The organism is Streptomyces viridiviolaceus, assembly GCF_014650995.1.
In the GTDB taxonomy this organism is placed as follows: domain Bacteria; phylum Actinomycetota; class Actinomycetes; order Streptomycetales; family Streptomycetaceae; genus Streptomyces; species Streptomyces viridiviolaceus.
This window is the reverse complement of sequence record NZ_BMWA01000010.1, coordinates 287,343-312,473: the sequence shown is the minus strand read 5'-3', so window position 1 is coordinate 312,473 and position 25,131 is coordinate 287,343. Positions and strand designations below refer to the sequence as shown.

Annotated in this window: 27 protein-coding genes; 16 read left to right on the top strand and 11 right to left on the bottom strand. The window is 73.5% G+C overall.

Going from position 1 to position 25,131, the window contains the following annotated elements; translation table 11 throughout:
• The first annotated feature begins 235 nt into the window (after nucleotides 1–235).
• The 7 genes from IE260_RS17115 to IE260_RS17085 all read left to right on the top strand — a co-directional run bounded on the left by IE260_RS17115 (nucleotide 236) and on the right by IE260_RS17085 (nucleotide 8,738).
• The gene (locus IE260_RS17115; RefSeq protein WP_189872701.1) at nucleotides 236–1,135 is read left to right on the top strand and encodes an STAS domain-containing protein; all 900 of its coding nucleotides are present in this window, start codon (nucleotides 236–238) and stop codon (nucleotides 1,133–1,135) included.
• Nucleotides 1,132–1,551 carry an STAS domain-containing protein gene (locus tag IE260_RS17110; protein ID WP_189872699.1) on the top strand — a complete coding sequence of 140 codons (420 nt, stop codon included), beginning with the start codon at nucleotides 1,132–1,134 and terminating at the stop codon, nucleotides 1,549–1,551. Before IE260_RS17115 ends, IE260_RS17110 begins: the two co-directional genes overlap by 4 nt.
• A complete protein-coding gene (locus tag IE260_RS17105; RefSeq protein WP_189872752.1) occupies nucleotides 1,551–1,991 on the top strand; it encodes an anti-sigma regulatory factor in 441 nt (146 codons plus the stop codon). The genes IE260_RS17110 and IE260_RS17105 overlap by 1 nt, the downstream gene beginning before the upstream one ends.
• Entirely contained in the window at nucleotides 1,991–3,058 is a 1,068-nt protein-coding gene (locus IE260_RS17100; RefSeq protein ID WP_189872697.1) for an ATP-binding SpoIIE family protein phosphatase, read from the top strand. The genes IE260_RS17105 and IE260_RS17100 overlap by 1 nt, the downstream gene beginning before the upstream one ends.
• Nucleotides 3,055–4,791 carry a PP2C family protein-serine/threonine phosphatase gene (locus IE260_RS17095; protein WP_189872695.1) on the top strand — a complete coding sequence of 579 codons (1,737 nt, stop codon included), beginning with the start codon at nucleotides 3,055–3,057 and terminating at the stop codon, nucleotides 4,789–4,791. The genes IE260_RS17100 and IE260_RS17095 overlap by 4 nt, the downstream gene beginning before the upstream one ends.
• 234 nt (nucleotides 4,792–5,025) lie before the next feature.
• Entirely contained in the window at nucleotides 5,026–6,402 is a 1,377-nt protein-coding gene (locus tag IE260_RS17090; RefSeq protein ID WP_189872693.1) for an NAD(P)/FAD-dependent oxidoreductase, read from the top strand.
• Nucleotides 6,403–6,491: 89 nt separating this feature from the next.
• A complete protein-coding gene (locus IE260_RS17085; RefSeq protein WP_189872691.1) occupies nucleotides 6,492–8,738 on the top strand; it encodes an FUSC family protein in 2,247 nt (748 codons plus the stop codon).
• Between the two features lie 31 nt (nucleotides 8,739–8,769).
• On the opposite strand, the gene IE260_RS17080 is transcribed toward IE260_RS17085, so the two are convergent.
• The 6 genes from IE260_RS17080 to IE260_RS17055 form a co-directional block, all read right to left on the bottom strand.
• A complete protein-coding gene (locus IE260_RS17080; protein ID WP_189872689.1) occupies nucleotides 8,770–9,204 on the bottom strand; it encodes a hypothetical protein in 435 nt (144 codons plus the stop codon).
• A gap of 28 nt (nucleotides 9,205–9,232) precedes the next feature.
• Entirely contained in the window at nucleotides 9,233–10,072 is an 840-nt protein-coding gene (locus IE260_RS17075) for a DUF1206 domain-containing protein (protein WP_189872688.1), read from the bottom strand.
• 55 nt (nucleotides 10,073–10,127) lie between these two features.
• Nucleotides 10,128–10,997 carry an ANTAR domain-containing protein gene (locus tag IE260_RS17070; RefSeq protein WP_189872687.1) on the bottom strand — a complete coding sequence of 290 codons (870 nt, stop codon included), beginning with the start codon at nucleotides 10,995–10,997 and terminating at the stop codon, nucleotides 10,128–10,130.
• A 123-nt stretch (nucleotides 10,998–11,120) separates the two neighbouring features.
• A complete protein-coding gene (locus IE260_RS17065; RefSeq protein ID WP_189872686.1) occupies nucleotides 11,121–11,342 on the bottom strand; it encodes a DUF5133 domain-containing protein in 222 nt (73 codons plus the stop codon).
• Between the two features lie 19 nt (nucleotides 11,343–11,361).
• On the bottom strand, nucleotides 11,362–12,231 hold the full coding sequence (locus IE260_RS17060) for a SigB/SigF/SigG family RNA polymerase sigma factor (protein WP_189872685.1): 870 nt from the start codon (nucleotides 12,229–12,231) through the stop codon (nucleotides 11,362–11,364).
• Between the two features lie 175 nt (nucleotides 12,232–12,406).
• A complete protein-coding gene (locus IE260_RS17055; protein WP_189872684.1) occupies nucleotides 12,407–12,850 on the bottom strand; it encodes an ATP-binding protein in 444 nt (147 codons plus the stop codon).
• Nucleotides 12,851–13,011: 161 nt separating this feature from the next.
• On the opposite strand from IE260_RS17055, the gene IE260_RS17050 reads away from it, so the two are divergent.
• From IE260_RS17050 to IE260_RS17040, 3 genes are all read left to right on the top strand, one after another.
• On the top strand, nucleotides 13,012–13,257 hold the full coding sequence (locus IE260_RS17050; protein ID WP_189872683.1) for a hypothetical protein: 246 nt from the start codon (nucleotides 13,012–13,014) through the stop codon (nucleotides 13,255–13,257).
• Between the two features lie 30 nt (nucleotides 13,258–13,287).
• Nucleotides 13,288–14,766 (top strand): aminotransferase class I/II-fold pyridoxal phosphate-dependent enzyme, encoded by a 1,479-nt coding sequence (locus tag IE260_RS17045; protein ID WP_189872682.1) that lies wholly within the window; start codon nucleotides 13,288–13,290, stop codon nucleotides 14,764–14,766.
• Nucleotides 14,767–15,071: 305 nt separating this feature from the next.
• Nucleotides 15,072–15,527: a cyclic nucleotide-binding domain-containing protein gene (locus tag IE260_RS17040; RefSeq protein WP_189872680.1), complete on the top strand. Its 456-nt coding sequence runs from the start codon at nucleotides 15,072–15,074 to the stop codon at nucleotides 15,525–15,527.
• 4 nt (nucleotides 15,528–15,531) lie between these two features.
• On the opposite strand, the gene IE260_RS17035 is transcribed toward IE260_RS17040, so the two are convergent.
• Entirely contained in the window at nucleotides 15,532–16,827 is a 1,296-nt protein-coding gene (locus IE260_RS17035) for an MFS transporter (protein WP_189872678.1), read from the bottom strand.
• Nucleotides 16,828–16,921: 94 nt separating this feature from the next.
• Nucleotides 16,922–17,536, bottom strand: coding sequence for a LysE/ArgO family amino acid transporter (locus IE260_RS17030; protein ID WP_189872676.1), 615 nt, complete (start codon nucleotides 17,534–17,536; stop codon nucleotides 16,922–16,924).
• 69 nt (nucleotides 17,537–17,605) lie between these two features.
• Between IE260_RS17030 and IE260_RS17025 the strand changes: the two genes are divergently transcribed.
• On the top strand, nucleotides 17,606–18,508 hold the full coding sequence (locus IE260_RS17025; RefSeq protein ID WP_189872750.1) for a LysR family transcriptional regulator ArgP: 903 nt from the start codon (nucleotides 17,606–17,608) through the stop codon (nucleotides 18,506–18,508).
• Between the two features lie 114 nt (nucleotides 18,509–18,622).
• Complete coding sequence (locus IE260_RS17020; protein ID WP_189872675.1) at nucleotides 18,623–18,874, top strand: WhiB family transcriptional regulator; 252 nt, start codon at nucleotides 18,623–18,625, stop codon at nucleotides 18,872–18,874.
• A gap of 26 nt (nucleotides 18,875–18,900) precedes the next feature.
• On the opposite strand, the gene IE260_RS17015 is transcribed toward IE260_RS17020, so the two are convergent.
• Nucleotides 18,901–19,359 (bottom strand): DUF6098 family protein, encoded by a 459-nt coding sequence (locus IE260_RS17015; protein WP_189872673.1) that lies wholly within the window; start codon nucleotides 19,357–19,359, stop codon nucleotides 18,901–18,903.
• 156 nt (nucleotides 19,360–19,515) lie between these two features.
• On the opposite strand from IE260_RS17015, the gene IE260_RS17010 reads away from it, so the two are divergent.
• Nucleotides 19,516–19,869: a DUF488 domain-containing protein gene (locus IE260_RS17010; protein ID WP_189872671.1), complete on the top strand. Its 354-nt coding sequence runs from the start codon at nucleotides 19,516–19,518 to the stop codon at nucleotides 19,867–19,869.
• A gap of 22 nt (nucleotides 19,870–19,891) precedes the next feature.
• Here the strand turns inward: IE260_RS17010 and IE260_RS17005 are convergent, their stop codons facing one another.
• Nucleotides 19,892–21,565, bottom strand: coding sequence for an FAD-binding dehydrogenase (locus tag IE260_RS17005; protein WP_189872670.1), 1,674 nt, complete (start codon nucleotides 21,563–21,565; stop codon nucleotides 19,892–19,894).
• Nucleotides 21,566–21,581: 16 nt separating this feature from the next.
• Entirely contained in the window at nucleotides 21,582–22,226 is a 645-nt protein-coding gene (locus tag IE260_RS17000) for a TetR/AcrR family transcriptional regulator (RefSeq protein WP_189872669.1), read from the bottom strand.
• A 127-nt stretch (nucleotides 22,227–22,353) separates the two neighbouring features.
• Here IE260_RS17000 and IE260_RS16995 point away from each other — a divergent pair, with 127 nt between their 5' ends.
• The 3 genes from IE260_RS16995 to IE260_RS16985 all read left to right on the top strand — a co-directional run bounded on the left by IE260_RS16995 (nucleotide 22,354) and on the right by IE260_RS16985 (nucleotide 25,088).
• Complete coding sequence (locus tag IE260_RS16995) at nucleotides 22,354–22,983, top strand: alpha-ketoglutarate-dependent dioxygenase AlkB (protein WP_189872668.1); 630 nt, start codon at nucleotides 22,354–22,356, stop codon at nucleotides 22,981–22,983.
• A gap of 76 nt (nucleotides 22,984–23,059) precedes the next feature.
• Complete coding sequence (locus IE260_RS16990; RefSeq protein WP_189872667.1) at nucleotides 23,060–23,806, top strand: MBL fold metallo-hydrolase; 747 nt, start codon at nucleotides 23,060–23,062, stop codon at nucleotides 23,804–23,806.
• Nucleotides 23,807–23,855: 49 nt separating this feature from the next.
• Nucleotides 23,856–25,088, top strand: a complete 1,233-nt coding sequence (locus IE260_RS16985) for a DUF4032 domain-containing protein (RefSeq protein ID WP_189872666.1) — start codon at nucleotides 23,856–23,858, stop codon at nucleotides 25,086–25,088.
• Nucleotides 25,089–25,131: the final 43 nt, after the last annotated feature.

The following is a 25,131-nucleotide window of genomic DNA, read 5'->3' as shown; positions in this document are numbered from 1 at the left end:
GGGCGGCAGGGGCCGGAACCGGACTCCGGCACCAGCGGTCCGAGCGGCTGTTCCCATGAGCGGTGTGCGTCGCGTCGGACGACCGGGGGACCTGCCGCTCGACCGGATCGTTCGTGCGGAACCAGGTGTCGTGCGAGGTCGGCGGGTGGTTACAGTTGTCGCCCGGCAGAGTCACGTCGCCGTCGCGCCGCCGTCAACGGCCGGTGCGGCGCACCGCGGATGAGGAGTGAATCAAGTGCCGGAGCACGAGGCGGACGGAACACTGGGATCGCCGACGGACGAAGTCAGGGACTTCCTGCGGCGCCGCCGGGAACAGATCGCCCAGCGGTGGGCGGACGAGCCCCTGTTCCGCGCCGTGTTCACGCTCTCCCGGGACGAGGCCGTGGAGGCGGGGAAGGCCGTGGTGGACGCGCTGGCCCAGGTGGCGGACGCCCAGCGGGTCGAGGACCCGGACGCGGCGGGGTTCACGACGGTGCGCGAACAGTTGGCGCGCATGGGCGCGGCCCGCTCCCGAGCCGGCCTGAGCACCGCGCAGGTGTCGAGCGAACTGGCCGCCCTGCGGCCCCCGGTGGAGAACCTGCTGCTGGCCGACCTGCCGGACGCCTCCCCCGACCACGCCCGGGCCTGTGTCACCACGCTGAGCGTGCTGATGGGCACCCTGCGGGTGGTGGTGATGCAGACGGCGCTGACCGAGGGACAGGCCCTCATCGACCGCCAGCGGCTGCAACTGCTCGAGGTGGCCACGCCCGTCATCAAGCTGTGGGACGGCATCGTGGCCGTCCCGCTGATCGGGACCCTCGACAGCGCCCGCAGCCAGGTGGTGATGGAGACCCTGCTGGAGGCCATCGTCGACCAGCAGGCGCGTTTCGCGATCCTGGACATCACCGGTGTGCCGACCGTCGACTCCCTGGTCGCCCAGCATCTGATGAAGACGGTGGCGGCGGCCCGTCTGATGGGCGCGGAGTGCATCGTCTCCGGGATCCGGCCGGCGATCGCGCAGACCATGGTCCACCTCGGCCTGGACCTGGGCACCGTGATCACCCGGTCCAGCCTCGCCGACGCGCTGGGTTACGTCCTGCACCAGCTCGGGGTCGGCATCGTCAATCCGACGCCGTACGGTGCGGGTGAGCGGTGAGCGAGGCGTTCCCGGGCCCCGTGACGGGACATGTGCCGGTCCTCCGGCTCGGCGAGGTCCTGCTGGTCACCCTTCAGGGCGATCTGCACGACAGCACGGCGCATCAGCTCCAGGAGGACCTCGCCGAGACCATAGCGCGCAGCGGGGCCACCGGTGTGGTCATCGACATCTCCGGTGTGGAGATCGTCGACTCCTTCCTCGGCCGGGTCCTGGCCGAGATCGCCGCGCAGAGCAGTCTGCTGGCCGCGCGGACCGTCGTGGTCGGCATGCGGCCCGCGGTGGCCATCACCCTGGTGGAGCTGGGTCTGACGCTGCCGGGGCTGCGCACCGCGCTCAGCACCGAGGTGGCGATGGAGCTGCTCACCCGGCCGACCCCGTCGTCCCGCTCCGCCGGCACGCGCCAGGAGAGTCCGTGATGGACACTGCCGCGGGCGTTGAGGCCCGCCTGCCGATCCGTTCGGACATGGATCTGGTGTGGGTACGACAGCACGTGCGCCAGGCGGCCGCCCAGCTCGGCTTCGGCCTGGTGGACCAGACCAAGCTGGTCACCGCGGCCAGCGAGCTGGCCCGGAACACTCTCGTGTACGGCGGCGGCGGCACGATGGAGACGCAGCACCTCGTCAGCGGGGGTGTGCGGGGGCTGCGGCTGACCTTCAGCGACGAGGGGCCGGGCATCGCGGACCTGGAACAGGCGCTCAGTGACGGCTACACGTCCGGCGACGGGCTGGGCATGGGCCTGGGCGGCGCCCGGCGCCTGGTCCACGAGTTCGCGATCGAGAGCAGCCCGGGCGCCGGCACGATCGTCCGGGTGACGTCCTGGACGGGCCGGCCGCCGGGGCCGCGGGAGGAGTCCTGATGCCACGCGTGTGGGACGTGCCCGTGCACGACTCGACCCGGGTGCGCGACGCCCGGGTGGCGGCGGAGCACGCGGCGGCCCTGGCCTCGCTGGACGAACGGCGTACCGCCGCCGCGGCGCTGGTGGCGACCGAGCTGGCCACCAACCTGCTCAAGCACGCCGGGGGCGGCCGGCTCCTCGTCGACGTCGTGGACCCGCCCGCCCTCACCGGCGGCCGGAACGCGGCACGGCTCGTGCAGCTGGCGGCGGTGGACCACGGCCCGGGCATCCCCGATCTGGCCGCCGCGCGACGCGACGGCTTCTCCACCTCCCGGTCGCTGGGCGCCGGTCTCGGTACCTGTGCGCGCCTCGCCGACGACTTCGGTCTGCACAGCGTCCCGGGCCGGGGCACGGTGGCGCTGGCCCGGGTCGGCGACGCCGCGCGGGGCGCCGCCGGGGGCGGTCCGGACCCGGTGGCCGCCGTGAGGGCCGGCGGGGTGAACGTCCCCTTCGGGGAGGCGGAGTACTCGGGCGACGCGTGGGCGTGGGTGCGGGCCGAGGACCGGGTGACGCTGATGCTGGCCGACGGTCTGGGCCACGGTCCCGAGGCGGCCCGCGCCTCGGCCGCGGCGGTGGAGGCGCTGCGCGGCGCGGCGCACCTGACGCCCGCCGAGGCGCTGCGGCGGCTCGACGCGGCGCTGGGCGGTACCCGCGGAGCGGCCGTCGCGGTGGCCCAGGTGGACACGCGAGCGGGACGGCTCCGCTTCGCCGGCATCGGCAACATCGGGGCGCGGCTGCGCGAGGGCGGCGTCTGGCGCCCCCTGCTGTCCCGGCCCGGCATCGTCGGCGTCCATCGGCCCACGACCGTGCGCGAGGAGGAGACGGCCTGGACTGACGACCGGCTGCTGATCCTGCACAGCGACGGTCTGCCCAGCCGTTGGACGCCTCCGTCGGACGACTGCCTCGCGGCTGCGGACCCGGCGGTGACGGCCGCCGTGACGATACGCGACGCCAGCAGTTCCGCCCGACCGGTGCGGGACGACACCGCCGTGGCCGTACTGACTCCGACCCCGCCGGACCATCCATGACCCACACGTGGCAGATCTCCGATGTCACCGACGCCGCACGCGCCCGTATCGCCACCGCGCGCCTGGCCGCGGCGTACGGTGTTCCGCCGCTGGAGCGCACCCGCCTGGCGGCCTCACTGGGCGCGCAGCTGCGGCAGTGCCTGACGAAGGGCGGCACCTGGCGGCTGACCCTGGACACCGGCCCGTCCGCGTCCGGGCCGTCCGGAGCCGGGGAGCGCGTGCTGCACGCGGTGGTGACGCCGTCGCGTGAGGAATGCGCCGCCGGGGAGCCGCCGTGGCGGATGGCGGTGGCCTGCCCCGAGGCGCCCGAGGGCGCCGGCCGCGACGCGGTGGCGGACGATCCCGCCGCGCTGTCGGAGGCCCTGCTGGACGCCGACGAGGACACGGCACTGGTGCTCCACCGGCTCAGGGAGCAGGAGGATCTGGTCGCCTTCCACCGGGAGGAGCTGCACCAGACGAACCAGGGCGTCGTGGCGCTGCACGCCGAGCTGGACGCCGCCGGGCGGGCCCAGCGGGAGGCGTTCGCCGCCGAGCGCAAGGCACGCACCGAGGCGGAGAACGCGCGTCGCAGGCTGACGTTCCTGGCCGACGCCAGCGCCGTGCTGACGGCATCGCTCGACCACCACGAGATCGTGCGCCGCCTGCCGGAGCTGCTGGTGCCGGAGTACGCCGCCACCGCCGACGTCTGGCTGTTCGACCAGGACGCGGCCCGCGACCGCAGCTCCGCCCATCCGGCGGCCGCCGTGGTCGCGGCCCGCACCGGACGGCCGCAGTACGCCGCGGATCACCCGGGCGGCCTGCCCGGCGTCGGCGACCAGCCGCCGTCGATGCTGAATCCGGGCCGCCCCCTGCTGTGCATCCCCCTCGTGCCCCGGCGCGCGGCGCTGGGCGTGCTGACCCTCTCTCCGCCCGGGGAGCGCTGGGACCCGGACGACGCGGTGATGCTGATCGAGCTCACCCGGCGGGCCAGCATCGCGATCGACCACGCCCGGCGCTACGAGCAGAACCGTGACATCGCCGAGACGCTGCAGCGCGCCCTGCTGACGGAGCTGCCGGCCACCCCCGGCCTCGGCCTGGCCGCACGTTATCTGCCGGCCACCCACGGCCTGAACATCGGCGGCGACTGGTACGACGCCTTCCGCCAGCCCGACGGCGGGGTGATCGCCGTGGTCGGCGACGTGACCGGGCACGGACTGCGAGCGGCCGTGATGATGAGTCAGCTGCGCACCGCCCTGCGCGCCTACGCCGTGGACGGCGGCAGCCCGGGCCGGCTGCTGACCCGGCTGCACACGTTCCTGCACCACCTCCAGCCCGATCTGTACGCCACCGCCGTCATCGCCCGTTTCCACCCCGACGACCCGACCATGACGTGGGCCGCCGCGGGCCATCCGCCGCCGGTGCTGCGGACGCCCGACGGGCGGGTGCGGGCCCTGGACGCCAAGCCCGGTGCGATGCTCGGCATCCCGCTCGAGCAGGAGATCGCCGACCACACCGAGCGCCTGGCGCCCGGTTCCACGCTGGCGCTGTACACGGACGGGCTGGTCGAGCGGCGTGCCCGGGGCATAGACCCGGGTATCGAGCGGCTGGCCGCGGCGCTCGGGGCGTTCCGCTCCGCCGAGTTGGACTCGGACCTGGAGGGCTCGGCGGACAGCATCCTCGATCCGATGCTGAGCGACTCCGAACGCGACGACGACGTGTGCCTGCTGCTGTGCCACGTCCGCGGCTCCGGGTGACCGCCGGGACGTCGCTCTCCCGCCGGGTGGCCCCCTCGGGCGCCGGCCCGTTCACTCCTGACCGGTGCGTTCCTGGCCCGGGCAGGGCATGGTGGTGGTCGGCAGGTGTCGCCTGCCTGCCTCGTCCGGCTCGCCAAAGCCCCGGCGGCGGGGTGGGATCGAGGAGGTGCGAAGCAGCGATCCAGGGGCAGGCGAATGGCGTTCGCGACACACTGCCTGGAGCCGCAGGAAGGAATGAACACCGTGACACGACCCAGGATCCTTGTGGTCGGCGCAGGTTTCGCCGGCGTGGAGTGCGTCCGCCGTCTGGAGAGGAAGCTCGCCCCCGGCGAGGCCGACGTCACGCTGGTGACGCCGTTCGCCTACCAGCTCTACCTCCCGCTGCTGCCCCAGGTCGCCTCCGGCGTGCTGACGCCCCAGTCGATCGCTCTCTCGCTGCGCCGCAGCAAGAAGTACCGCACCCGGATCATCCCGGGCGGCGCCATCGGCGTGGACCTCAAGGCCAAGGTCTGCGTCGTCCGCACCATCACCGACCAGATCGTCAACGAGCCGTACGACTACATCGTGCTGGCCCCCGGAAGCATCACGCGCACGTTCGACATCCCCGGTCTGACCGACCACGCGTTCGGGATGAAGACGCTGGCGGAGGCCGCGTACATCCGCGACCACGTCATCTCGCAGCTCGACCTCGCCGACGCCAGCCAGGATCCGGCCGAGCGGGCCTCCCGTCTGCAGTTCGTGGTGGTCGGCGGCGGCTACGCGGGCACCGAGACGGCGGCCTGTCTGCAACGCCTCACGCACGCCGCCGTCAAGCGCTACCCGCGCCTGGACCCGAGCCTGATCAAGTGGCATCTGATCGACATCGCCCCGAAGCTGATGCCCGAGCTCGGCGACAAGCTCGGCCGCGCCGCCCAGGAGGTGCTGCGCCGGCGCGGCATCGACATCTCCCTCGGCGTGTCCATCGAGAAGGCCGCCGCGGAGGAGGTCACCTTCACCGACGGCCGGGTGGTGCCGACCCGCACGCTCATCTGGACCGCGGGCGTGGTCGCGAGCCCCCTCATCGCCACCCTGGGCGCGGAGACGGTCAAGGGGCGGCTCGCGGTCACCGCCGAGATGTGCCTGCCGGGCCACGACGGTGTGTTCGCGCTGGGCGACTCCGCCGCCGTCCCGGACCTGGCGAAGGGCCAGGAGGGTGCCGTCTGCCCGCCCACCGCGCAGCACGCGATGCGGCAGGGCCGGCACGTGGCCGAGAACATCATCGCCACCCTGCACAACCAGCCGATGCGGCCGTACGTCCACAAGGACCTGGGGCTGGTGGTGGACCTCGGCGGCACCGACGCGGTCTCCAAGCCGCTCGGCATCGAGCTGCACGGTCTGCCCGCCCAGGCGGTCGCCCGCGGATACCACTGGTCGGCCCTGCGCACCGGGGTGGCCAAGGCGCGGGTGATGACGAACTGGATGCTCAACGCGATCGCCGGTGACGACTTCGTGCGCACCGGCTTCCAGGCCCGCAAGCCCGCCAAGCTGAAGGACTTCGAGTACACGGACGCCTATCTGACACCGGAGCAGGTACGGGAGCGCATCGAGGGAAGCGGCCGGGCTCAGCTGTGACCCGGCGGCAGGAAGCCGCACGCGGCATGACATGCTGAGAAGTGGATCTCGGTGTGGGACGGGCGTGAAACGGGAGAGTGTACGGCGGCGTGAAGGCAGCGAGGCGCTCGGTGCGGACACGGCTGCGGGACCGCGTCGCCGCGTCCGACCCCGGTCTGCTGCGGCTGACGGCCGGCCTGCGGACGGTGGGCGCCATTGCCCTGGCGCTGGCGGTGCTCGCCGTGTTCGGGGCCGATGTCACCCATCTGGTCGCGGGCGCCATGGCGGCGATGGTCGCGACCTTCGCCATCCGGGAGAAGCAGCCCGGTGCGCAGGCCGTCACCCTCGCCCTGGGCCTGCCCGTGGCGCTGGCCTCGGTGTCGCTGAGCGCGCTGCTGCGCCCGCACGTCGTCGCCGGTGACGCCTTCTTCGTCGTCCTCATCTTCTGCGCCGTCTACGGCCGCCGGTTCGGCGACCGCGGCACCGCTCTGGGGATGATCGGCTTCCAGGTCTACTTCCTCTCCCTGTTCGTCGGTGCCGAGGTCTCGGCGCTGCCCCAGCTGTGGGGCGCCATCGCCGTGGCGTTCCTGTGCAGCGCGGTGGTCCGCTTCGCCGTCGTACCGGCGACCCCGGCGGGCATTCTCCAGCGGCTGCGCCAGGCGTTCCGGGCCCGGCTGGCGCAGCTGATCTCGGCGCAGATCGAACTGCTGGACGCCGGACCGGGCGAGATCGACAGGGTGCTGGAGCACCTGCGCGACGGCACCGCCCGCCTGCACGAGACGGCCCTGATGATCCAGGCTCGGCTGGAGGAGGGCACGCCCGACCAGTCCACGGCGCGGCTCGTGCAGCGCCGTGTCGCGGACGCCGAGATCGCCGCCGAGCGGCTGGGTCTGCTGCTGCTCACCGCGCGCAGCGCCGAGCGGGCGGACACCCTGACCCTGCATCTGCCGGGCGCGCCGGCGCCCTCGGTCGCGCGCACGGGCTCGCCGGACGAGACCACGGCGATGCTGCGCCGCGACCTCGGGGCGCTGCGCGCGCTCGTGCTGCGGCCCGCCGCGGAGGCCCGTGGCACCGCGCTGTCCCATCTGCGCAACCGGCTCCTCGGCTACCGCGAGGAGGAGAACCTGCCCGAGGGCACGGCCGCCGTCCAGGACGTCTTCCGAGGCGTCGGTGAGACCGCGCGGGCGGTCATGGGACTGCGGATCGCGCTGGACGGCCCCCAGGACGAGTCGGACGACACGCCCTCGACGACCCGTTCGCGCGAGGAGCTGGACGCCGAGGACGCCGCCATCGACGCGAGCGAGGAGGCGGAGCCGGAGGAGGAGCCGACCGGGCTGCGCCGGCCCACCACACGTGCCGCGGTCCAGGTCGCCGTGGGGTCCTCGCTCGCCATCGTGGGCGGGGAGTTCCTGTCCTCGCAGCGCTGGTACTGGGCGGTGCTCACGTGCTGGATCGTCTTCCTGAACACCGCCTCCACCGGCGAGATCCTGGTCAAGGGGTACCGCCGGCTGCTGGGCACCGTGCTCGGGGTGGTGGCCGGGATCGTCCTGGCCGGCCTGGTCGGGAACCACACCTGGACGGCGTTCGGGCTGGTGCTGCTGTTCATCTTCGCGATGTTCTACACGGCGCCGCTGTCCTACACGCTGATGTCGTTCTTCGTCACCGCGATGCTGGGGCTGCTGTACACCCTGCTGCACACGTACAGCCTGTCGGTGCTGCTGCTGCGCGTGGAGGAGACCGCGCTCGGTGCGGCCTGCGGGATCATCGCGGCGGCGCTGGTGCTGCCGATCCGCACCGACCGGCGTACGAACGAACTCCTCGTCACCGTGCTGGAACGGCTGGTCGACGTCACCGAGGGCGCCGTCGACCAGCTCAGCGGCGGGCCCGCGGCGGATCTGCTGGACACGGCGCGCGACCTGGACCAGGCCCTCGGGGATCTGCGCGGGGCCACCCATCCCCTCACCCACCCCATCACGCCGCTCCGGGCCCGGCGGAACACGGCCCAGTACGTGGTGGCGCTGCTGGAGACGTGCGCCTACCACGCGCGGTCCCTGGCCGCGACGGCCGAGCTGCTGCCCACCCATCCCTCGATCGCGGCCGACCCGCGGCTGCGCGGAGCGGTGCGGCGCACGGTGCGCAACATCGAGGCGATCGCCGCCCACGTCGCCGACGAGCACGCCGAGGTGGAGGTGGAGACCGGGCCGAGCATCGCGTCGCTGCTGGAGCCCGGCACGGACGGCGCACCGCGGTACGGCCGCGTCACCGGCCGGGTGCTGCGGCACCTGGAGCGCCTGGACGAGGCGGTGGTCGGCCTCGCCCGGCCGCTCGGCGTGCCCGTGGCGACGCCGAGGCGGTGACGGACGCGGGCGGTGCCCGTGCCGACGGCGGTCAGAAGTCGGTGGGCATGCCGCTCGCCTCGGCGATGCCGCGCAGCTCCTCGTTCTGCCGGTGGCGTTCCTTGAGGTACTCGGCGATCTCGCCGAGGCGTTCGGGGTCGGACGCGGTCGCGGCGTCCGTCACGACGCGGACGAGACCGGTCTCCTCGGTGCTGATCTCGACGACCTCGTTGTCCAGCCGGCCCGTGACGGCGGTGGCGATGACCAGTGCGGCCTCGTCCCTGATCTCCTGGGGCAGTTCCTCGGCGCTGTCGCCGTCCAGGGAGAAGTCGATGGTGGGCATCTGGTGTTCGTCGATCGCCTGCAGCACCGGTTCGACCACGTTGAGCAGCATCTGGTAGTCGTCGGTGTCCATGCGGATGCGCAGGAGGTCGAGGTAGACGTCCACGGGACGGCCTTCCGGCTCCGGAATCTCGTGTTCGCTCATCCGCCCCGTGTTCCCCGTGCGGCGCGACTCAGACCCTGCGCCAGCGTGCCAGGGCGAACGAGAACACCCCGAAGAGCACGAGGCCGGCCGCGACGCAGGCCAGGAGCCATGGTCCGAGGGGGGTGTCGGCGAAGGAGCGGAGGGTGTCGTCGAGGCCCTTGGCCTGGTCGGGCCGGTAGTCGACCGCGGCCCGTACGGCGAAGGCGCCCGCGGCGGCGAACACGGCTCCGCGCGCCACCCCGCCGCCGACACCGGTGACGTCCACCAGCCGCCGGGCGCGGGGGTCCAGCTCGCCGGGCTTCAGCTTCTTGCGGTAGCTGCGGCGCAGGGCCTGTACGCCGATGACGACGCCGGCCACGACGACGGCCGCCCCGGCCGCGGCCACCAGCCACCGCCCGGCGGGCACCTCCATCACCCTGGCGGTGACGTCGCGGGACTGCTGGTCGCCGGATCCGCCTCCGTGGCCGCCCGGGTCGGCGGCGAAGGCCAGGACGGAGTAGGCGACGAAGGCGTAGAACACGCAGCGGGCCGCGGCGGCCAGCCGTTTCCTCGCCGTGTGTCCGTCCTTGCCCACGGCGCCGAACAGCGCCTCCGACAGCCGCCACAGGGCCATGCCGACGAGGCCGGCGCCCAGTGCCCACAGCAGTACCGCACCGAAGGGCCGGTCCGACAGCTCGGCCAGGGCACCGCTCCGGTCAGCCTGCCGCCGCCCGTCGCCGAAGGCGATCTGCAGGGCCAGCACCCCGACCAGCAGGTAGATCACGCCGCGGGCGGTGAGTCCCGCCCGGGCGGCTCCCTCCGCCGCCGATCCGTTCGCCGCCCGCCGGGCCCGGCTGCGGCCCGTACGTGCCAGGACACGTGCGTTCATGTCTGCCTCCCCTCCCGGACCTTGCGGATGCCCCGGCTTTCCCCGCGCACACCGTTCAGCTCCGGCGCAGCCGGGAGCCCCGGGCGGCACGGCCGAGCGCGTGGAGGTGTTCCAGGGCGTCGAGGACCACCGTGTGCTCGTGCCAGGCCAGCCACCGGCCCGTCTCGGCACCGAGGGCGTCGAGCACCTTGAGCTGGGCCGGCGTGAGCTCGCCCAGGGGACGGTCGACGTGGGCGGAGACCATGCCGAGGCACAGTCCGGACGCGGTGGTGAGCGGCACGCTGTGGCAGGCCCGGCTGCCCGCCGTGAGGATGGCCTCGCGGGCCGGTTCGGTGAACACGGGATCCGTGCCCACGTCGTGCACGGTGACCTGGGTGACGTCCTGGGCGGCCTTCGCACAGGACGTGCCCCGGTCCCCCACGTGCCGGAAGAAGTCGACGAAGTCGGGGGTGAGACCGGTGTGCTTCTCGATGCGCAGTCCGCCGTGGACCCGGTCGGCCAGCTGCACGTTGCCCATGTCGGTGCCGACCACGGCGAGCGTCTGGCTCAGCACGGCACCGAGGACGCCCCCGCGGTTGCGCTCACCCGCGTCGCGTGCCGCCGAGAGCCGCAGTCCGGGCTCCGGCGAGCGGACGCGCCGCGGGAACCACATGACGTCGGGCCGTTCCGGGCCCGGCGTGGTCACCACGGCGTCCACCAGCGTGCGCATCCTGATGTTGAACCGCTGCGAGGCCCGCTGCAGCAGCGCGAAGGCGCTCTCCGCGTCGGCGAGCCGGTAGCGCTCGCGCAGCATCCCCTGTGCCTGCGAGATCAGGGGGTACACCCGGGCCCGGGCACGCAGGTCGCGCAGCTCGGCCCGCAGCCGTTCCACCTCCTCGTGCTCCGCCCGCTCGTCCGTCACCCCGTCGTCGGCCGACGCCGCCATGAAACCCCTCCGCATCCGGTACCGGGACGTGGCCGGCCGGACACCGGTCGCGGGCGGCCACGTCCCCTCGCCTTCCCCGTCCGGGGGCGGGCACGCGTCGGGCCGGCGGCGGCCGACGGCGGGTCAGTCGGCCACGGGCTCGGCCACGGGGACGGCCGCGAGCCGTCGGCGGGCGGCCTCCAGCGCGAGTCCCACCTCGCGCGTGCCGGTCGACACGCACAGTGTGTACGCCAGGTCCCGCATCCGCGGGCTGGGTTCGGCCGCGCCGTCGGCGGGGCGCTCGGCCGCGGCCGCCTCGTACTCGTCGAGGAGTCTGCGCAGCACGGCGGGGTGAGGCATCAGCATCGGTCTCGCTCCTTCGTTCTCAGGCCGTGGTCTGCCGGCCGGAGGTCCGGCGGCCCGTCCGCCGGCCCATCGCCTCGTCGCGCACGCGGGCGCAGCTGCGGGTGATGAGCCGCGAGACGTGCATCTGCGAGATGCCCAGGCGGTCGGCGATACGGCTTTGTGTCATGTCCTCGAAGAAGCGCATGTACAGGATGGCGCGCTCGCGTTCGGGCAGGCGGCGCAGGCCCTCCTTGGCGGATTCGCGGTCGATCACGACGTCGTACGAGGAGTCCGCCGCGCCGAGGGTGTCCGCGAGGCTGTACCCGTCGTCGCCCGCGGAAAGTTCGGCGTCCAGCGACAGGGTGCTGAAGCTCTCCAGCGCCTCCATGCCGGCGCTCACCTCTTCCTCGGTGAGCCCGGTGTGGGCGGCGAGGTCGGCGACCGAGGGCTCGGGGCTGCCCGGGCTCTGGGTGAGTTCGCGGCGAGCCACCCGCACCTTGTTGCGCAGTTCCTGGACCCGGCGCGGTACCCGCAGGGCCCACATCCGGTCCCGGAAGTGCCGCTTGACCTCGCCGGTGATGGTCGGCACGGCGTAACTCTCGAAGGCTCCCCGCCCCGGGTCGAAGCGGTCGATGGCCTTCACCAGCCCGAGCGCGGCCACCTGGCGCAGGTCCTCGATGGACTCGCCGCGGTCGCGGAACCGGCCGGCGATCCGGTGGGCCATGGGCAGCCAGGCCGTGACGAGTTCGTCGCGGACGGCGTCCCGTTCGGGCCCGTCCGCCAGCTCCGCTAGCCGGGCGAAGAGCGCCGCGGTGTCGGGGGCGTCGTCGTGCCGGCGCCTGCCGGGTGCGGTGGCGGCGGCCGTGGGCTCGGGAGCACCGGGACGGATGGTGGGCGTTTCTGTGAGCATGCGGATTCGCTCCTGAACGGTGGTCTCAGGGGACTGTCCGCGGGAACGTCGCCGCCCGGATCACCCGGAGGGCCCGAAGCAGCCATGACGCTCCCGCTGCTGCGCCTCCGGTCCGAAGCACGAAACTGCGACTGCCCCCACCCCGGGGGAACAAACTCCGCTTTGCCAAAAGTACTCAGGACAGCGGTACGAGCACGGTGATGCGCTTGCCGCCGGAGGGCAGGTCGCAGACGCGGACGTCCCGTGCCAGCCGGCAGACGATCGGCCAGCCCCGGCCGCCCACGCGCCGGCGTCCCTGGGGGTCGGTCGGCGACACGGCCACGGGCAGTTCGTCACTGCGGTCGCTGACCGAGACGCGGACTCCGGGTCCGACGACGTCGACCTCGAAGTCGGTGATGCCGCCGCCGTGCAGGATCGCGTTGGTGGTCAGTTCGGAGGCGACGAGCACGGCGTCCGACAGGGCGCCCACGTCGCACGAGGTGTGGCCGGCGAGGCAGCACTCGGTGACCGCGCGTTCCACGGCCCGGCGCGCCTCTGCGGGCTTGCACGGCCGCGGTCGTGCGGTCCGGCCCGCGCCGGGCCGGCCGAGAGCGGATTCGGGTGTGTGCTTGTCGCGCATCCGTCGGCTCCCTGGTCGATGAGAAAAGCCGGGTCCGGCCGCACCCGCGCGCCGGCGCCGGGGACTCTGCTGTCCGGCTGACCTCTGGCGGCGCACCCAAACCTCGGGCCTGCGAACGGGCGGACCGCCATTCCGGGGCCGTGCGGGGGTACGCGAAGTGCATGACGGATGTTGTGGACTCGGACGAACTGCTGCGCCGCATGCACCGCGCGAGGGCCTGCGCGGTGGAGCAGGAGCGGACCTGGCGGACGCAGAGGGAAGAGCTGCGGCGGACCGACCCGGAAGGGGCGCGTGAGGCCGCTGTGCGGACGATGGCGTACGAGGCCGTCCTGCGGGTGCTGGACGAGGTGCTGACACCGGGCAGGCACACGGATCCCGGCGGCTCGGCCCGTGGCGGGTCGGATTGATGGGGCGCCGGGCCGGGAAACCGGGTCGGCATGACAGCCGACCACACCCGCGCACCGGTCCTGGAAGCCCTCGTCGACTACCGCCGTGAAGGACGGCTGTCGTTCACACCGCCCGGGCACAAGCAGGCGCGCGGCGCCGATCCGGCGGTGCGCGAGGTGCTGGGCGACGCCGTGTTCCTCGGCGACGTCCTGGCGACCGGCGGGCTGGACGACCGGCTCACGGGGGGCCGTGTGCTGCAGCGCGCCCAGGAGCTGATGGCCGATGCCGTGCACGCCGAGCACACGTTCTTCTCCACGTGCGGGAGTTCCCTGTCGGTGAAGGCGGCGATGCTGGCCGTCGCGGGGCCGCACGAGAAGCTGCTGATCGGCCGGGACGCCCACAAGTCCGTGGTGTCGGGGCTGATCCTGTCCGGCATCGAACCGGTCTGGGTCGAGCCGCGGTGGGACGCGGAGCGGCACCTGGCCCATCCCCCGTCCGCCGAGGAGTTCGAGAAGGCGTTCGCCGCCCATCCCGACGCCAAGGGCGCTCTGATCACCAGCCCGACGCCGTACGGGGCCGGCGCCGATCTGCGCGCGGTCGCCGAGGTCTGTCACCGGCGGCCGGTTCCGCTGATCGTCGACGAGGCGTGGGGCGCGCACCTGCCCTTCCACCCGGAGCTGCCGTCCTGGGCCATGGACTCCGGCGCCGACATCTGCGTGACCAGCATCCACAAGATGGGCAGCGGCCTGGAGCAGGGCTCGGTCTTCCATCTGCGGGGCGAGCTGGTCCCGCCGAAGCTGCTCGGCATGCGGGCCGACCTGCTGGGCACGACCAGTCCGTCGGCGTTGATCTTCGCCGGCCTCGACGGCTGGCGCCGGCAGATGGCGCTGCGCGGGCGGGAGATCATGGGGGCGGCGCTGGATCTCGCGGCCGACGTGCGCGCGGCCGTCGAGAAGATCGACGGGATGCACGTCGAAGACCGGGACGACTTCTGCGGGCCGGGTCTGGCGCACGACTTCGACCCGCTGCCCGTGGTCATCGACCTCGACGGCCTCGGCATCACGGGCTTCCAGGCGGCCGACTGGCTGCGTGCCCGGCGCGGCGTGATCGCGCACCTGACCGACCACCGGCGGATCGGTGCGCAGATCACCCACGGCGACGACCGGGAGACCACGGGCGAGCTGCTCGCGGCGCTCGAGGACCTCGCCCGGGCGGCCCCGGGCCTGGGGCCCGCTGCGCGCGTGGCGGTGCCGTCGCCGTCCGAGCTGCGGATGGCGCAGGTGCGGCTGCCCCGGGACGCCTTCTTCGGGCCGACCGAGGACGTGCCGCTGGACCGGGCCGCCGGTCGTGTCGCCGCGGAGATGATCACGCCGTACCCGCCCGGCATCCCGGCCGTCCTGCCCGGCGAGCGGCTGACCGAGCCCGTCCTGCGGTATCTGAGCAGCGGCCTGGCCGCCGGGATGTACCTCCCGGACCCCAGCGACCCGCAACTGGAGACGATCAGGGTCGTCGCGCGGGAGGCCGGGTGACGGTGGAGTGAGACGGGTCACCCGAGCCGGTCCCGGATTCGCGGAACGACCCCAAGATGGTTTAGCGTTCACCCATACGTGGCGACGGAGTCGACCGAGCGTCCTCCGTGCGTCACCGCTTACGGCCCTGGCTGGCTTCCCCCGTCCAGCCAGGGCTTTTTCATGCCCTCCGCGGGGCGCGCGGGATCCGGCACGAAATCCGTCCCGAATCCCCCGTCCGTCGAGGTGCTCAGGGCGCCGGCAGCGGCTGAAATGGGCGTAGGGAAAGCACCGGAACCGCAATCGCCGGCGAGGAGCCCCGCGTCATGACCAAAGCGATCAAACTGCTCACCGCCCTTCCCCCGCCCCAGCGCCGGCGTCTGACGGCGCTCGCCCGCGAGGTGTCCTTCCCGGAGGACACCCGCATCTTCGAGGCGGGAGGCAAGGCCGACCGCTTCTGGGTCATCCGCTCCGGCGCGGTCTCGCTGACCCAGCAGGTGACGTCCCTGCAGCGGGTCACGGTCGCCAGCCTCGGCGCCGGCGATCTCCTCGGCTGGTCCTGGCTGTTCCCGCCGTACGAGTGGGACTTCGGGGCCGAGGCCTTCAGCCCGGTGCGTGCCTACGAGTTCGACGCGTCGGAGGTGCTCGCCCTGTGCGAGGAGGACCCGCAGCTCGGGATCGTGCTGGTGCGGACCGTCGCCGAGATCCTCGCGCACCGGCTGGAGACCACCCGCGGGCGGCTCCTGGACAGCTACGCCCCGTACCGGCACGGCTCCCTGTGAGCCGTCAGACGCGGTAGCGGCGCAGCGCCGGCACCGCGGCGGCCAGGGCCAGCATCACCAGGACGACGAGGACGCCGCCGCCCGCCACCGCCGTACGGGGTCCAAAGGCCGAGCCCGCGCTGCCGTGCAGCACGTCGGCCAGTCGCGGCCCGCCCGCGACGACGACGGTGAAGACACCCTGCGTGCGGCCGCGCATCTCGTCGGTCGCGGCGGAGAGCAGGATCGCCCCGCGGAAGACCATGGAGACCATGTCGGCGATCCCGGCGACGGCCAGGAAGGCCACCGCGAGCCAGAGGCTGTCGCTCAGTCCGAAGCCGGCGATGGCGGCGCCCCAGACGACGACGGCGCCGATCACCATCCAGCCGTGCCGGCGGGCCCGGGAGAAGGTGCCCGAGAACAGCCCGCCGGCCACCGCGCCGATGGGGATGGCCGCGAACAGCAGGCCGAGGGCGAGCCCCTCGCCGTAGGGGGCGTAGGTCTCGGCGGCGAGCTGCGGGAACAGGGCGCGGGGCATGCCGAGGACCATGGCGACGATGTCGGCCAGGAAGGAGAGCAGCAGCACCGCGTGCCCGGCGATGTAGCGGAAGCCGGCCACGATCTCCCGTATGCCCGCGCGCCGGGTCGCCGTGCCCGTCGGCGGCAGGGCGGGCAGCTTGTGGACCGCCCACACGGTGACGCACAGGGCCAGGGCGTCGATGAGGTACAGCTCGGGCAGGCCGATCAGCGGGATGAGCGCACCGGCGAGCAGCGGCCCGACCACCTGGCCGGTCTGCATGACGGTCGAGCCGAGGGCGTTGGCCGCGGGCAGTTCCCCCTCGGGGACGAGCCGGGCGATGGAGGCGTTGCGGGCCGGGGCGTTCAGTCCCCAGAAGGCCTGCTGCATCGCGAGGAGGAGCATCAGCGCGGCCACCGACTCCAGCCCGGTGACGGCCTGCACCCAGAACAGCAGGGAGGTCACGGCTATGCCGGCGTTGGTGATCAGCAGCAGCTTGCGGCGGTCCATGGTGTCGGCGACGGCGCCGCCCCAGAGCGCGAACACGATGAGCGGCAGCAGACCGGCGAGGCTCGCGGCGCCGACCCACGCCGAGGAGCCGGTGATGTCGTAGATCTGCTTGGGTACGGCGACGGCGGTCAGCTGGCTGCCGACGGCCGTGACGATGGTCGAGGACCACAGCCGGCGGTAGGCGGGGCGGCGCAGGGGCCGGGTGTCCATCGCCCAGCGACGCCATCCGCGCCGCCGGGCCTGCTCCGGGGCGGGGGCTTCCGCCTGGGCTTCGGTACTGCTCTCGCTCGTGTCCACGCGCTTCCTACGTGCTCGGTACATCTTTCGGTCTGCGGGCTTCACTATGGCAGCCGCGCCCGTGCACGCATGACCCGCGTGGCCGGCGTCCGGCTCAGGCTCCGGCGATGAGGGTGACCCCGAGGACGATCATGGTGGCGGCGACCAGTCCGTCCAGGACGCGCCAGGCCGCGGGCCGGGCCAGGAAACGGCCGAGGTGGCGGGCTCCGAAGCCCAGCGCGGCGAACCAGCAGAGGCTGGCGAACGCGGCGCCCAGCCCGAACGTCCAGCGCAGCGGCCCCCGGTCGGCGGCCACGGAGCCCAGCAGGAACACGGTGTCGAGGTAGACGTGCGGGTTGAGCCACGTCAGCGCCAGGCAGGTGAGCACCGCCCGCCGGCGCGAGCCGGCCGGGTCGCCGTCCGCCCGCAGCGCGCCGCCCGGCCGGAGGACGCGCCGCGCCGCCAGGGCGCCGTAGCCGAGCAGGAAGGCGCCCCCGATCCAGCCGATGGCGGTCAGCGCGTCCGGCCACGCCACCACCACCGCGCCGACGCCCCCGACACCGAGGGCGATGAGCACGGCGTCGGACAGCGCGCAGATGCCGACCACGGCGAGGACCGCGTCGCGGCGGATGCCCTGGCGCAGGACGAAGGCGTTCTGGGCACCGATGGCGACGATGAGGGAGAGGCCGGTGCCGAAGCCGGCGGCCGCCGCGGTCAGGGTGTTGGTCATGCGCTCGACGCTAGAGGGACGATCACAGGGCGTACAGCTAAAGATTCTTACGTATCCTTAGCTGCCATGATGACGACGGCACTCGCGGATCTTCCGCTGGACCAGGTCCGCACGCTGCTGGCCGTGGTGGACGAGGGGACGTTCGACGCGGCGGCCGCCGCGCTGCACGTGACACCGTCGGCGGTCAGCCAGCGCGTGAAGGCGCTGGAGCAGCGCACCGGCCGGGTGCTGCTGCTGCGCACCAAGCCCGTCCGGCCCACGGAGTCCGGCGCGGTGCTGGTGCGGCTGGCCCGCCAGGTGGCCCTGCTGGAGCGGGACGCGTCCGCCGAGCTGGGGCTGAGCGGGGCCGGGGAGCCGACCCGGGTCTCCGTGGCCGTCAACGCCGACTCGCTGGCGACCTGGTTCCTCGGGGCCCTCACGCGGGTGCCGCGGGAGCCGGGGCTCTGTTTCGAGCTGCGCCGCGAGGACGAGGACCACACGGCGGCGCTGCTGCGGGAGGGCGTGGTGATGGCCGCGGTCACCTCGTCCCCCGATCCCGTACCGGGCTGCTCCGTCCAGGCCCTGGGCCGGATGCGGTACCTGCCGTGCGCGAACCCCGGCTTCGCCGCGCGGCATCCGGCCGGGCCGCTGCGGGAGGTGCTCGCCGAGGCGCCGGTGGTGGTCTTCGACCGGCGGGACGACTTCCAGGACGGCTTCGTCCGCCGGCTCGGGCACGAAGGCGCGAGTCCGGCGCGGCACTACGTCCCGACGTCGGAAGGCTTCGTCGAGGCCGTCGCCGCCGGTCTGGGCTGGGGCATGGTGCCGGAACCGCAGGCGGAGCCGCTGCTGCGCACCGGCCGGCTCGTCGGCCTCGCCCCGGATCTGGCGGTCGACGTCCCGCTGTACTGGCAGCAGTGGAAGCTCGACTCCCCGGCGCTGGCCACGGTGGCCGAGGCGGTGGTGACGGCCGCGGCGGAGGCGCTGCGGAGGTAGGCGTCCGGCGCGACACAAGGCATATCGCCGGTTTCACCCCGGTATCCCCAGGTCACCCGAAAGCGAGTAAGGCATTCACGAGGCACGACACGAATCCGATCGCAGGTGACTTTGATGGACAACTGGCGAGAGCACGCGGCGTGCCGCCATGAGGACCCCGATCTGTTCTTCCCGATAGGAAACACCGGCCCGGCCCTGGTGCAGACCGAACAGGCGAAGGCGGTCTGCCGACGCTGCCCGGTGCGGGAGCAGTGCCTGCAATGGGCGCTCGACACGGGGCAGTCCCTCGGTGTCTGGGGCGGGACCAGCGAGACGGAGCGCCGCGCGCTGAAGCGGCGCGCGGGCTCACGGAGGAGTTCCGGCTGATCCCGGCCGTTGCGCCGCGGCGGGCCTCAGCGCCCGCCGCGGCGCAACGGTCCCCATGGGTGCGCCTGGCGTTCCACCTCGGCCCGGGCCTCGTCGATGACCTCCGGGGCGATCCAGCACATCGGCCGGGCGTCGGTCACCAGCGGCTCGTTGTCGGGGCCGCGGGCCGTCTCCCGGCCGGTGAGCACCCAGGCGCGCACGCCGGGGCCCTTGTCATGGGGCAGGTGCGCGTAGTCGTGCAGCCGCCGGGCCGCCCAGACCCGTACCGGCCGGTCCCCCCACCAGTCCTCCACGTCCAGCGGGTTGGCCGACAGCCCGGGCATGGGTATTCCCGTGAGCTCGTCGGTGCTGGAGGTGCGGGAGACGTCGGCGAGGTCGGTCCCCGGGCCACGCGACCAGCGCACGTACAGGCCCTGGTGCCGTTGGACCAGGTCGGTGAGTTCGGCGAGTGTGCGTACGACCGGCAGGTCGTCCGATGCCCCCATGTCCTGACCTCCCCTCGTCGGCCCGTCGGGCCGACGGAGTACCCGAACGGAGCGGGAGGAATCGGCCCGCCGTTCCCGAACGGCTCACACGTCACCGACGTCCCGCCCGCGCCGGACGTAGGCTCGCGGCAGCGTCCCCCCTGGAAAGGCCCTGCCATGAGCGTTCGCGTACGCCGCATCTACGACCCGCCCGAGCCGGACGACGGCGTGCGCGTCCTGGTCGACCGGCTGTGGCCGCGGGGCGTGGCGAAGGACGAGGCGCACGTGGACGAGTGGCCCAAGGGCCTCACCCCGTCGACGGAGCTGCGCCAGTGGTACCACTCGGGCGAGGGCTCGTACGAGGAGTTCGCCGAGCGCTACGAGGCCGAGCTCGCCGCCCCCGAGCCGGCGAAGCTCCTCGACCACGTCCGGGAGCTGGCCCGCAAGGGCGACGTGACGCTGGTGACGGCGTCCAAGTCCCCCGAGCGGGGCCACGCCTCCGTGCTGCTCCGCCTCCTCGACGAGGCGTGAGGAGACGGACGGCCGCGCAGGCTCAGGCGGTCTGCCGGGCCGCGGCCCGGCCCGCGGCCCGGCCGGAGAAGAGGCAGCCGCCGAGGAAGGTGCCCTCCAGCGCGTTGTAGCCGTGCACCCCGCCGCCGCCGAAGCCGGCCACCTCGCCCGCCGCGTACAGGCCCTCGACGGGCGTGCCGTCGGTGCCCAGGGCGCGGGAGTCGAGGTCGGTCTGGATGCCGCCGAGGGACTTGCGGGTGAGGACGTGCAGCTTGACGCCGATCAGCGGGCCCGCCGCCGGGTCGAGGATGCGGTGCGGGGTCGCGACCCGGCCGAGGCGGTCGCCGATGTAGCGGCGGGCGTTGCGGATGCCCTGGACCTGCGCGTCCTTGGCGTAGGGGTTGGCGATCTGCAGGTCTCGGGCCTCGATCTGACGGCGGATGCGTCCCGCGTCGAGGAGCGGCTTCTCGGTCAGCCCGTTCATCCGGTCGACCAGCTGCTCCAGGTTCGGCGCGGTCACGAAGTCCGCGCCCTGGCGCAGGAACGCGTCCACCGGGGCCGGCGCGCCCTTGCCGAGCAGGCGTTCGCGCAGGAAGGCAGCGCGGTCCTTGGCGGTGATGTCGGGGTTCTGCTCGGAGCCCGAGAGCGCGAACTCCTTCTCGACGATCTTCCGGGTGAGGATGAACCAGGAGTGGTCGTGGCCCGCGAGGTCCTCGGCCGTGCGCAGATGGCGCAGGGTGCCGAGGGTGTCGTAGCCCGGCAGGCAGGGCTCGGGCAGACGACGGCCGAGGGCGTCGAACCACATGGAGGACGGTCCGGGCAGGATGCGGATGCCGTGGCCGGGCCAGATCGGGTCCCAGTTGCGGATGCCCTCGGTGTAGTGCCACATCCGGTCGCGGTTGACCAGGCGTGCGCCGGCCGCGGCGCTGATGTCGAGCATCCGTCCGTCGACGTAGGCGGGGACGCCGGTGACCATCTCGGCGGGCGGGGTGCCGAGCCGTTCGGGCCAGTGGCGGCGCACGAGGTCGTGGTCGGCGCCGATGCCGCCGGAGGTGACGATCACGGCCTGGGCGGTCAGCTCGAACTCGCCGGCCGCTTCGCGGTTGGAGGCGACGCCGCGGGGCGAGGTGTCCTCGGCGAGGACCGTGCCGCGCACGCCGGTCGCGGCGCCGCCCACGACGACCAGCTCGTCGACCCGGTGGCGGTGGTGGAAGGTGAGCAGCCCGTCGCGCGCGGCCTGCCGGGCGTGGCGCACGAAGGGTTCGACGACGCCCGTCCCGGTGCCCCAGGCGATGTGGAAGCGCGGCACGGAGTTGCCGTGCCCGCCGGCCCTGAGGTCGCCTCGCTCGGCCCAGCCGACGGTGGGCAGGAACCTGATGCCGTGCCCGTCCAGCCAGGACCGCTTCTCCCCCGCCGCGAACTCCACGTACGCCCGGGCCCAGCGCGCGGCCCAGGAGTCCTCGTCCTCGGTCCGGTCGAACTGCGCGCTGCCCTGCCAGTCGTTCCAGGCGAGGTCGAAGGAGTCCTTGACGCCCATGCGCCGCTGCTCCGGGGAGTCGACCAGGAACAGTCCGCCGAAGGACCAGAACGCCTGCCCTCCGAGGTTGGCCGCGTTCTCCTGGTCGACGAGCGCGACCCTCCTGCCCCGGCTGGTCAGTTCGTGCGCCGCGACCAGTCCCGCGAGGCCCGCTCCGACGACGATGACGTCGGCATCCATGGCGACCGTCCCTTCCTCAAACGATTCGTTCGGCTCGTGCGGTGGTGCCGCTGCCGTCGGTGAGCAGCGCGGTGAGCAGTTGCTTCAGCCAGCCGCGGGCGCGGGCGACGTCCCCGTCCAGCAGCAGTTGGGTGGTGACCCCGTCGTAGGCGGCGACCACGGCGTGCGCGGCGCCGTCGGCGTCGCCCAGCACGGCGGGCAGGGCGCAGTGGCCGCGCGCCCGGCCGAGCCGGTCGGCGATCGCCCGGCGCAGGCGCGCCCGGTGCTCGAGCAGGGTCCGGGCGACGGCCGGGTCGCGGGCGGCGTGCACCAGGAAGTCCGTCTTCACCAGGAGCCAGTCCCGGTCCAGCAGCAGCACCTCGGTGACGCGGTCCACGGCGGCGGGCACGTCCAGGTCCGGACCGTCCACGGCGAGGGCCCCGGACACCTGTTCCGCGATCAGCTCGGCCCGTTCGCGGTAGAGGGCGAAGAACAGCTCGTCGAGGCTGTCGAAGTTCGAGTAGAAGGCGCCCCGGCTGTAGCCGGCGGCCTGGCAGACCTCCTCGATCGACACATGGCCGAACCCCTTGGCGGCGAACACCGCGAACGCCGCGTCCAGGAGGTCGGCACGGGTACGGACACGTCGCCTGGTCACCCGCCCGCCAGTCGTCCTCGCCGCCATGTCGTCCCTCCGTTCGATGCGCGAATGTATCGGATACACCGATGTATCCGAAGGTCTTGCGCAGGAGAAAAATCCCGGCCCGCACCACCAATGGAACATATTTTCGAATCAGGAGTACGCTGGAACCATGACCAAGCACCTCCAGGGCTCGCTCTTCGACCAGACCGACGAGGCCCGGCTCGGCTCCCTCGACGGGCTGCGCCGCACCCACCTCGGCTCCGGCGCCTGGATAGACGTACTGCCCGGATGGCTGAGCGGATCCGACGCGCTGTTCGAACGGCTGGCCGCCGAGGTTCCGTGGCGCGCCGAGCGGCGCACCATGTACGACCACGTGGTCGACGTGCCGCGGCTGCTCGCGTTCTACGGCGCCCAGGACGCGCTGCCGCACCCGCTCCTGGACGAGGCGCGCGACGCGCTGTCCGCGCACTACGCCGATGAGCTGGGCGAGCCGTTCACCACGGCCGGGCTGTGCTACTACCGCGACGGCCGGGACAGCGTCGCCTGGCACGGCGACCGGATCGGGCGGGGCGCGCGCCAGGACACCATGGTCGCCATCCTCTCGGTCGGCGCGCCCCGGGACCTGCTGCTGCGCCCGGCGCACGGCGGCGGCAGCACGGTCCGCCGCCCGCTCGGCCACGGCGACCTGATCGTGATGGGCGGCTCCTGCCAGCGCACCTGGGAGCACTGCGTCCCCAAGTCCACGCGCGCCGCGGGGCCCCGGATCAGCATCCAGTACCGCCCGCACGGGGTGCGCTGACGCGGCGGGGCCCGTCGGCGGGCCCCGCATCTGGTTGGCTGTCCGACGACAGCCACCTCGGGACGCGGAGAGACCGATGCGCGCCAACGTCCAGCACGTCGCCGACGGCACCTACCTGGTGCACGGCAGCCACACCAACTGGGTGATCCTCACCGAGGGCGAGGCGGTGACGCTCGTCGACACCGGCTACCCCGGGGACCGGCGGCAACTGCTGGAGTCCCTCGCCGCCGTGGGGAGTTCACCGGAGGCGGTGGCGGCCGTACTGATCACCCACGCCCACAACGACCACCTGGGCTCGGCGGAGTACCTGCGCACCGTCCACGGCACGCCGGTCCTGATGCACGAGGCCGAAGTGCCGCACGCCCGGCGGGACTTCCTCCACCAGGTCTCCGTCGGCACGGTGCTGCGCAACGGCTGGCGGCCGGGCGTGCTGCCCTGGGCGGTGCACGTGATCCGCTCCGGCGGCACGGCCCGGATCCCGGTCGCCTCCCCGGCACCCTTCCCGGCGCCCGGTGCCCTCGACCTGCCCGGCCGGCCCGTGCCGGTGCACACGCCCGGGCACACCGACGGGCACTGCGCCTACCACCTGCCGGACGCCGGAGTGGTGATCTCCGGCGACGCCCTGGTGAGCGGCCACCCGACCTCCCGGGCGGCGGGACCCCAACTGCTGCCCGACATGTTCCACCACGAGCGGGCGCGGACCGTGGCCTCCCTGGACGTCCTCGCCGGCCTGGACGGCGACCTGCTGCTCCCCGGGCACGGGCCGGTCCACCGCGGCCCGGTGCGGGACGCCGCACGGCAGGCAGTGGAGCGGGCGCTGTAGACCGGCACCGCGCGGCAGGCCGCGGCAGGGGACGCTCTAGAGTCGGGCCATGGCCTTGCAGATCAGCGCCACCAACCCGGAGCACCCCGCCCTCCTGCTCGAACTGCCGTGGCACCTGCCTCTGGAGGAGTGGCCCGAGGAGTACCTCGTGCCGCTGCCGCGCGGCATCTCCCGCCACGTCGTCCGCTACGCCCGGGCCGGGGAAGAGGTGATCGCCGTCAAGGAGCTCGCCGAACGGCCCGCGCTGCGCGAGTACGAGCTGCTGCGCGACCTCGACCGGCTCGCCATCCCCGCGGTGGACGCCCTGGGCGTGGTCACCGGCCGCACCGACGGCGCCGGCGAGGCGCTGGAACCGGTGCTGATCACCCGGCACCTCGGCGGCTCGATGCCGTACCGGTCGATGTTCGAGACGACGCTGCGCCCGGCGACCATGCACCGCCTCATGGACGCCCTGGCCGTGCTGCTGGTGCGACTGCACCTGGCCGGGTTCGCCTGGGGCGACTGCTCGCTGTCCAACACGCTGTTCCGGCGCGACGCGGGCGCCTACGCCGCGTACCTGGTGGACGCCGAGACCGGGGAACTGCACCCGCAGCTGAGCACCGGACAGCGCGACTACGACCTGGACCTCGCCCGCGTCAACATCAGCGGCGAGCTGCTCGACCTGGAGGCGTCGGGAGCCCTGCACCCGTCCGTCGACCCGGTGGACTTCGGCACCGAGATCTGCGCCCGCTACCGGAGTCTGTGGGAGGAACTGACCCGTACCTCCGTCTACCCGGCGGGCAAGTACCACTACATAGAACGCCGGATACGCCGGCTCAACGACCTCGGCTTCGACGTGGCCGAGATGCAGATCGAGCACGCCGGCAACGGCGACACCGTGACCTTCGTGCCCAAGGTCGTCGACGCGGGCCACCACCAGCGCCAGCTGCTGCGCCTGACGGGCCTGGACGCCGAGGAGAACCAGGCCCGGCGGCTGCTGAACGACCTGGAGAGCTGGATGGCCACCCAGGACGACTACGCCCCGGGCGACCCCCTCGGCGCCCGCCCGGAGGTACTCGCCCACCGCTGGGTGCGGGAGGTGTTCCGGCCGACCGTGCGGGCCGTTCCGCGCGAGCTGCGCGGCTCCATGGACCCGGCCGAGATCTACCACGAGCTGCTGGAGCACCGCTGGTACCTGTCCGAGCGGGCGCAGCACGACATCGGTCTGGACACGGCCGTCGCGGACTACATCGAGAACATCCTGCCCAAGGCCCGGGAGACGCTGCAGCCCACGGCGGACTGAGTGAGGTGCGCGGCAGGCGTGTCCGCGGGCGGCACGTGTGCGC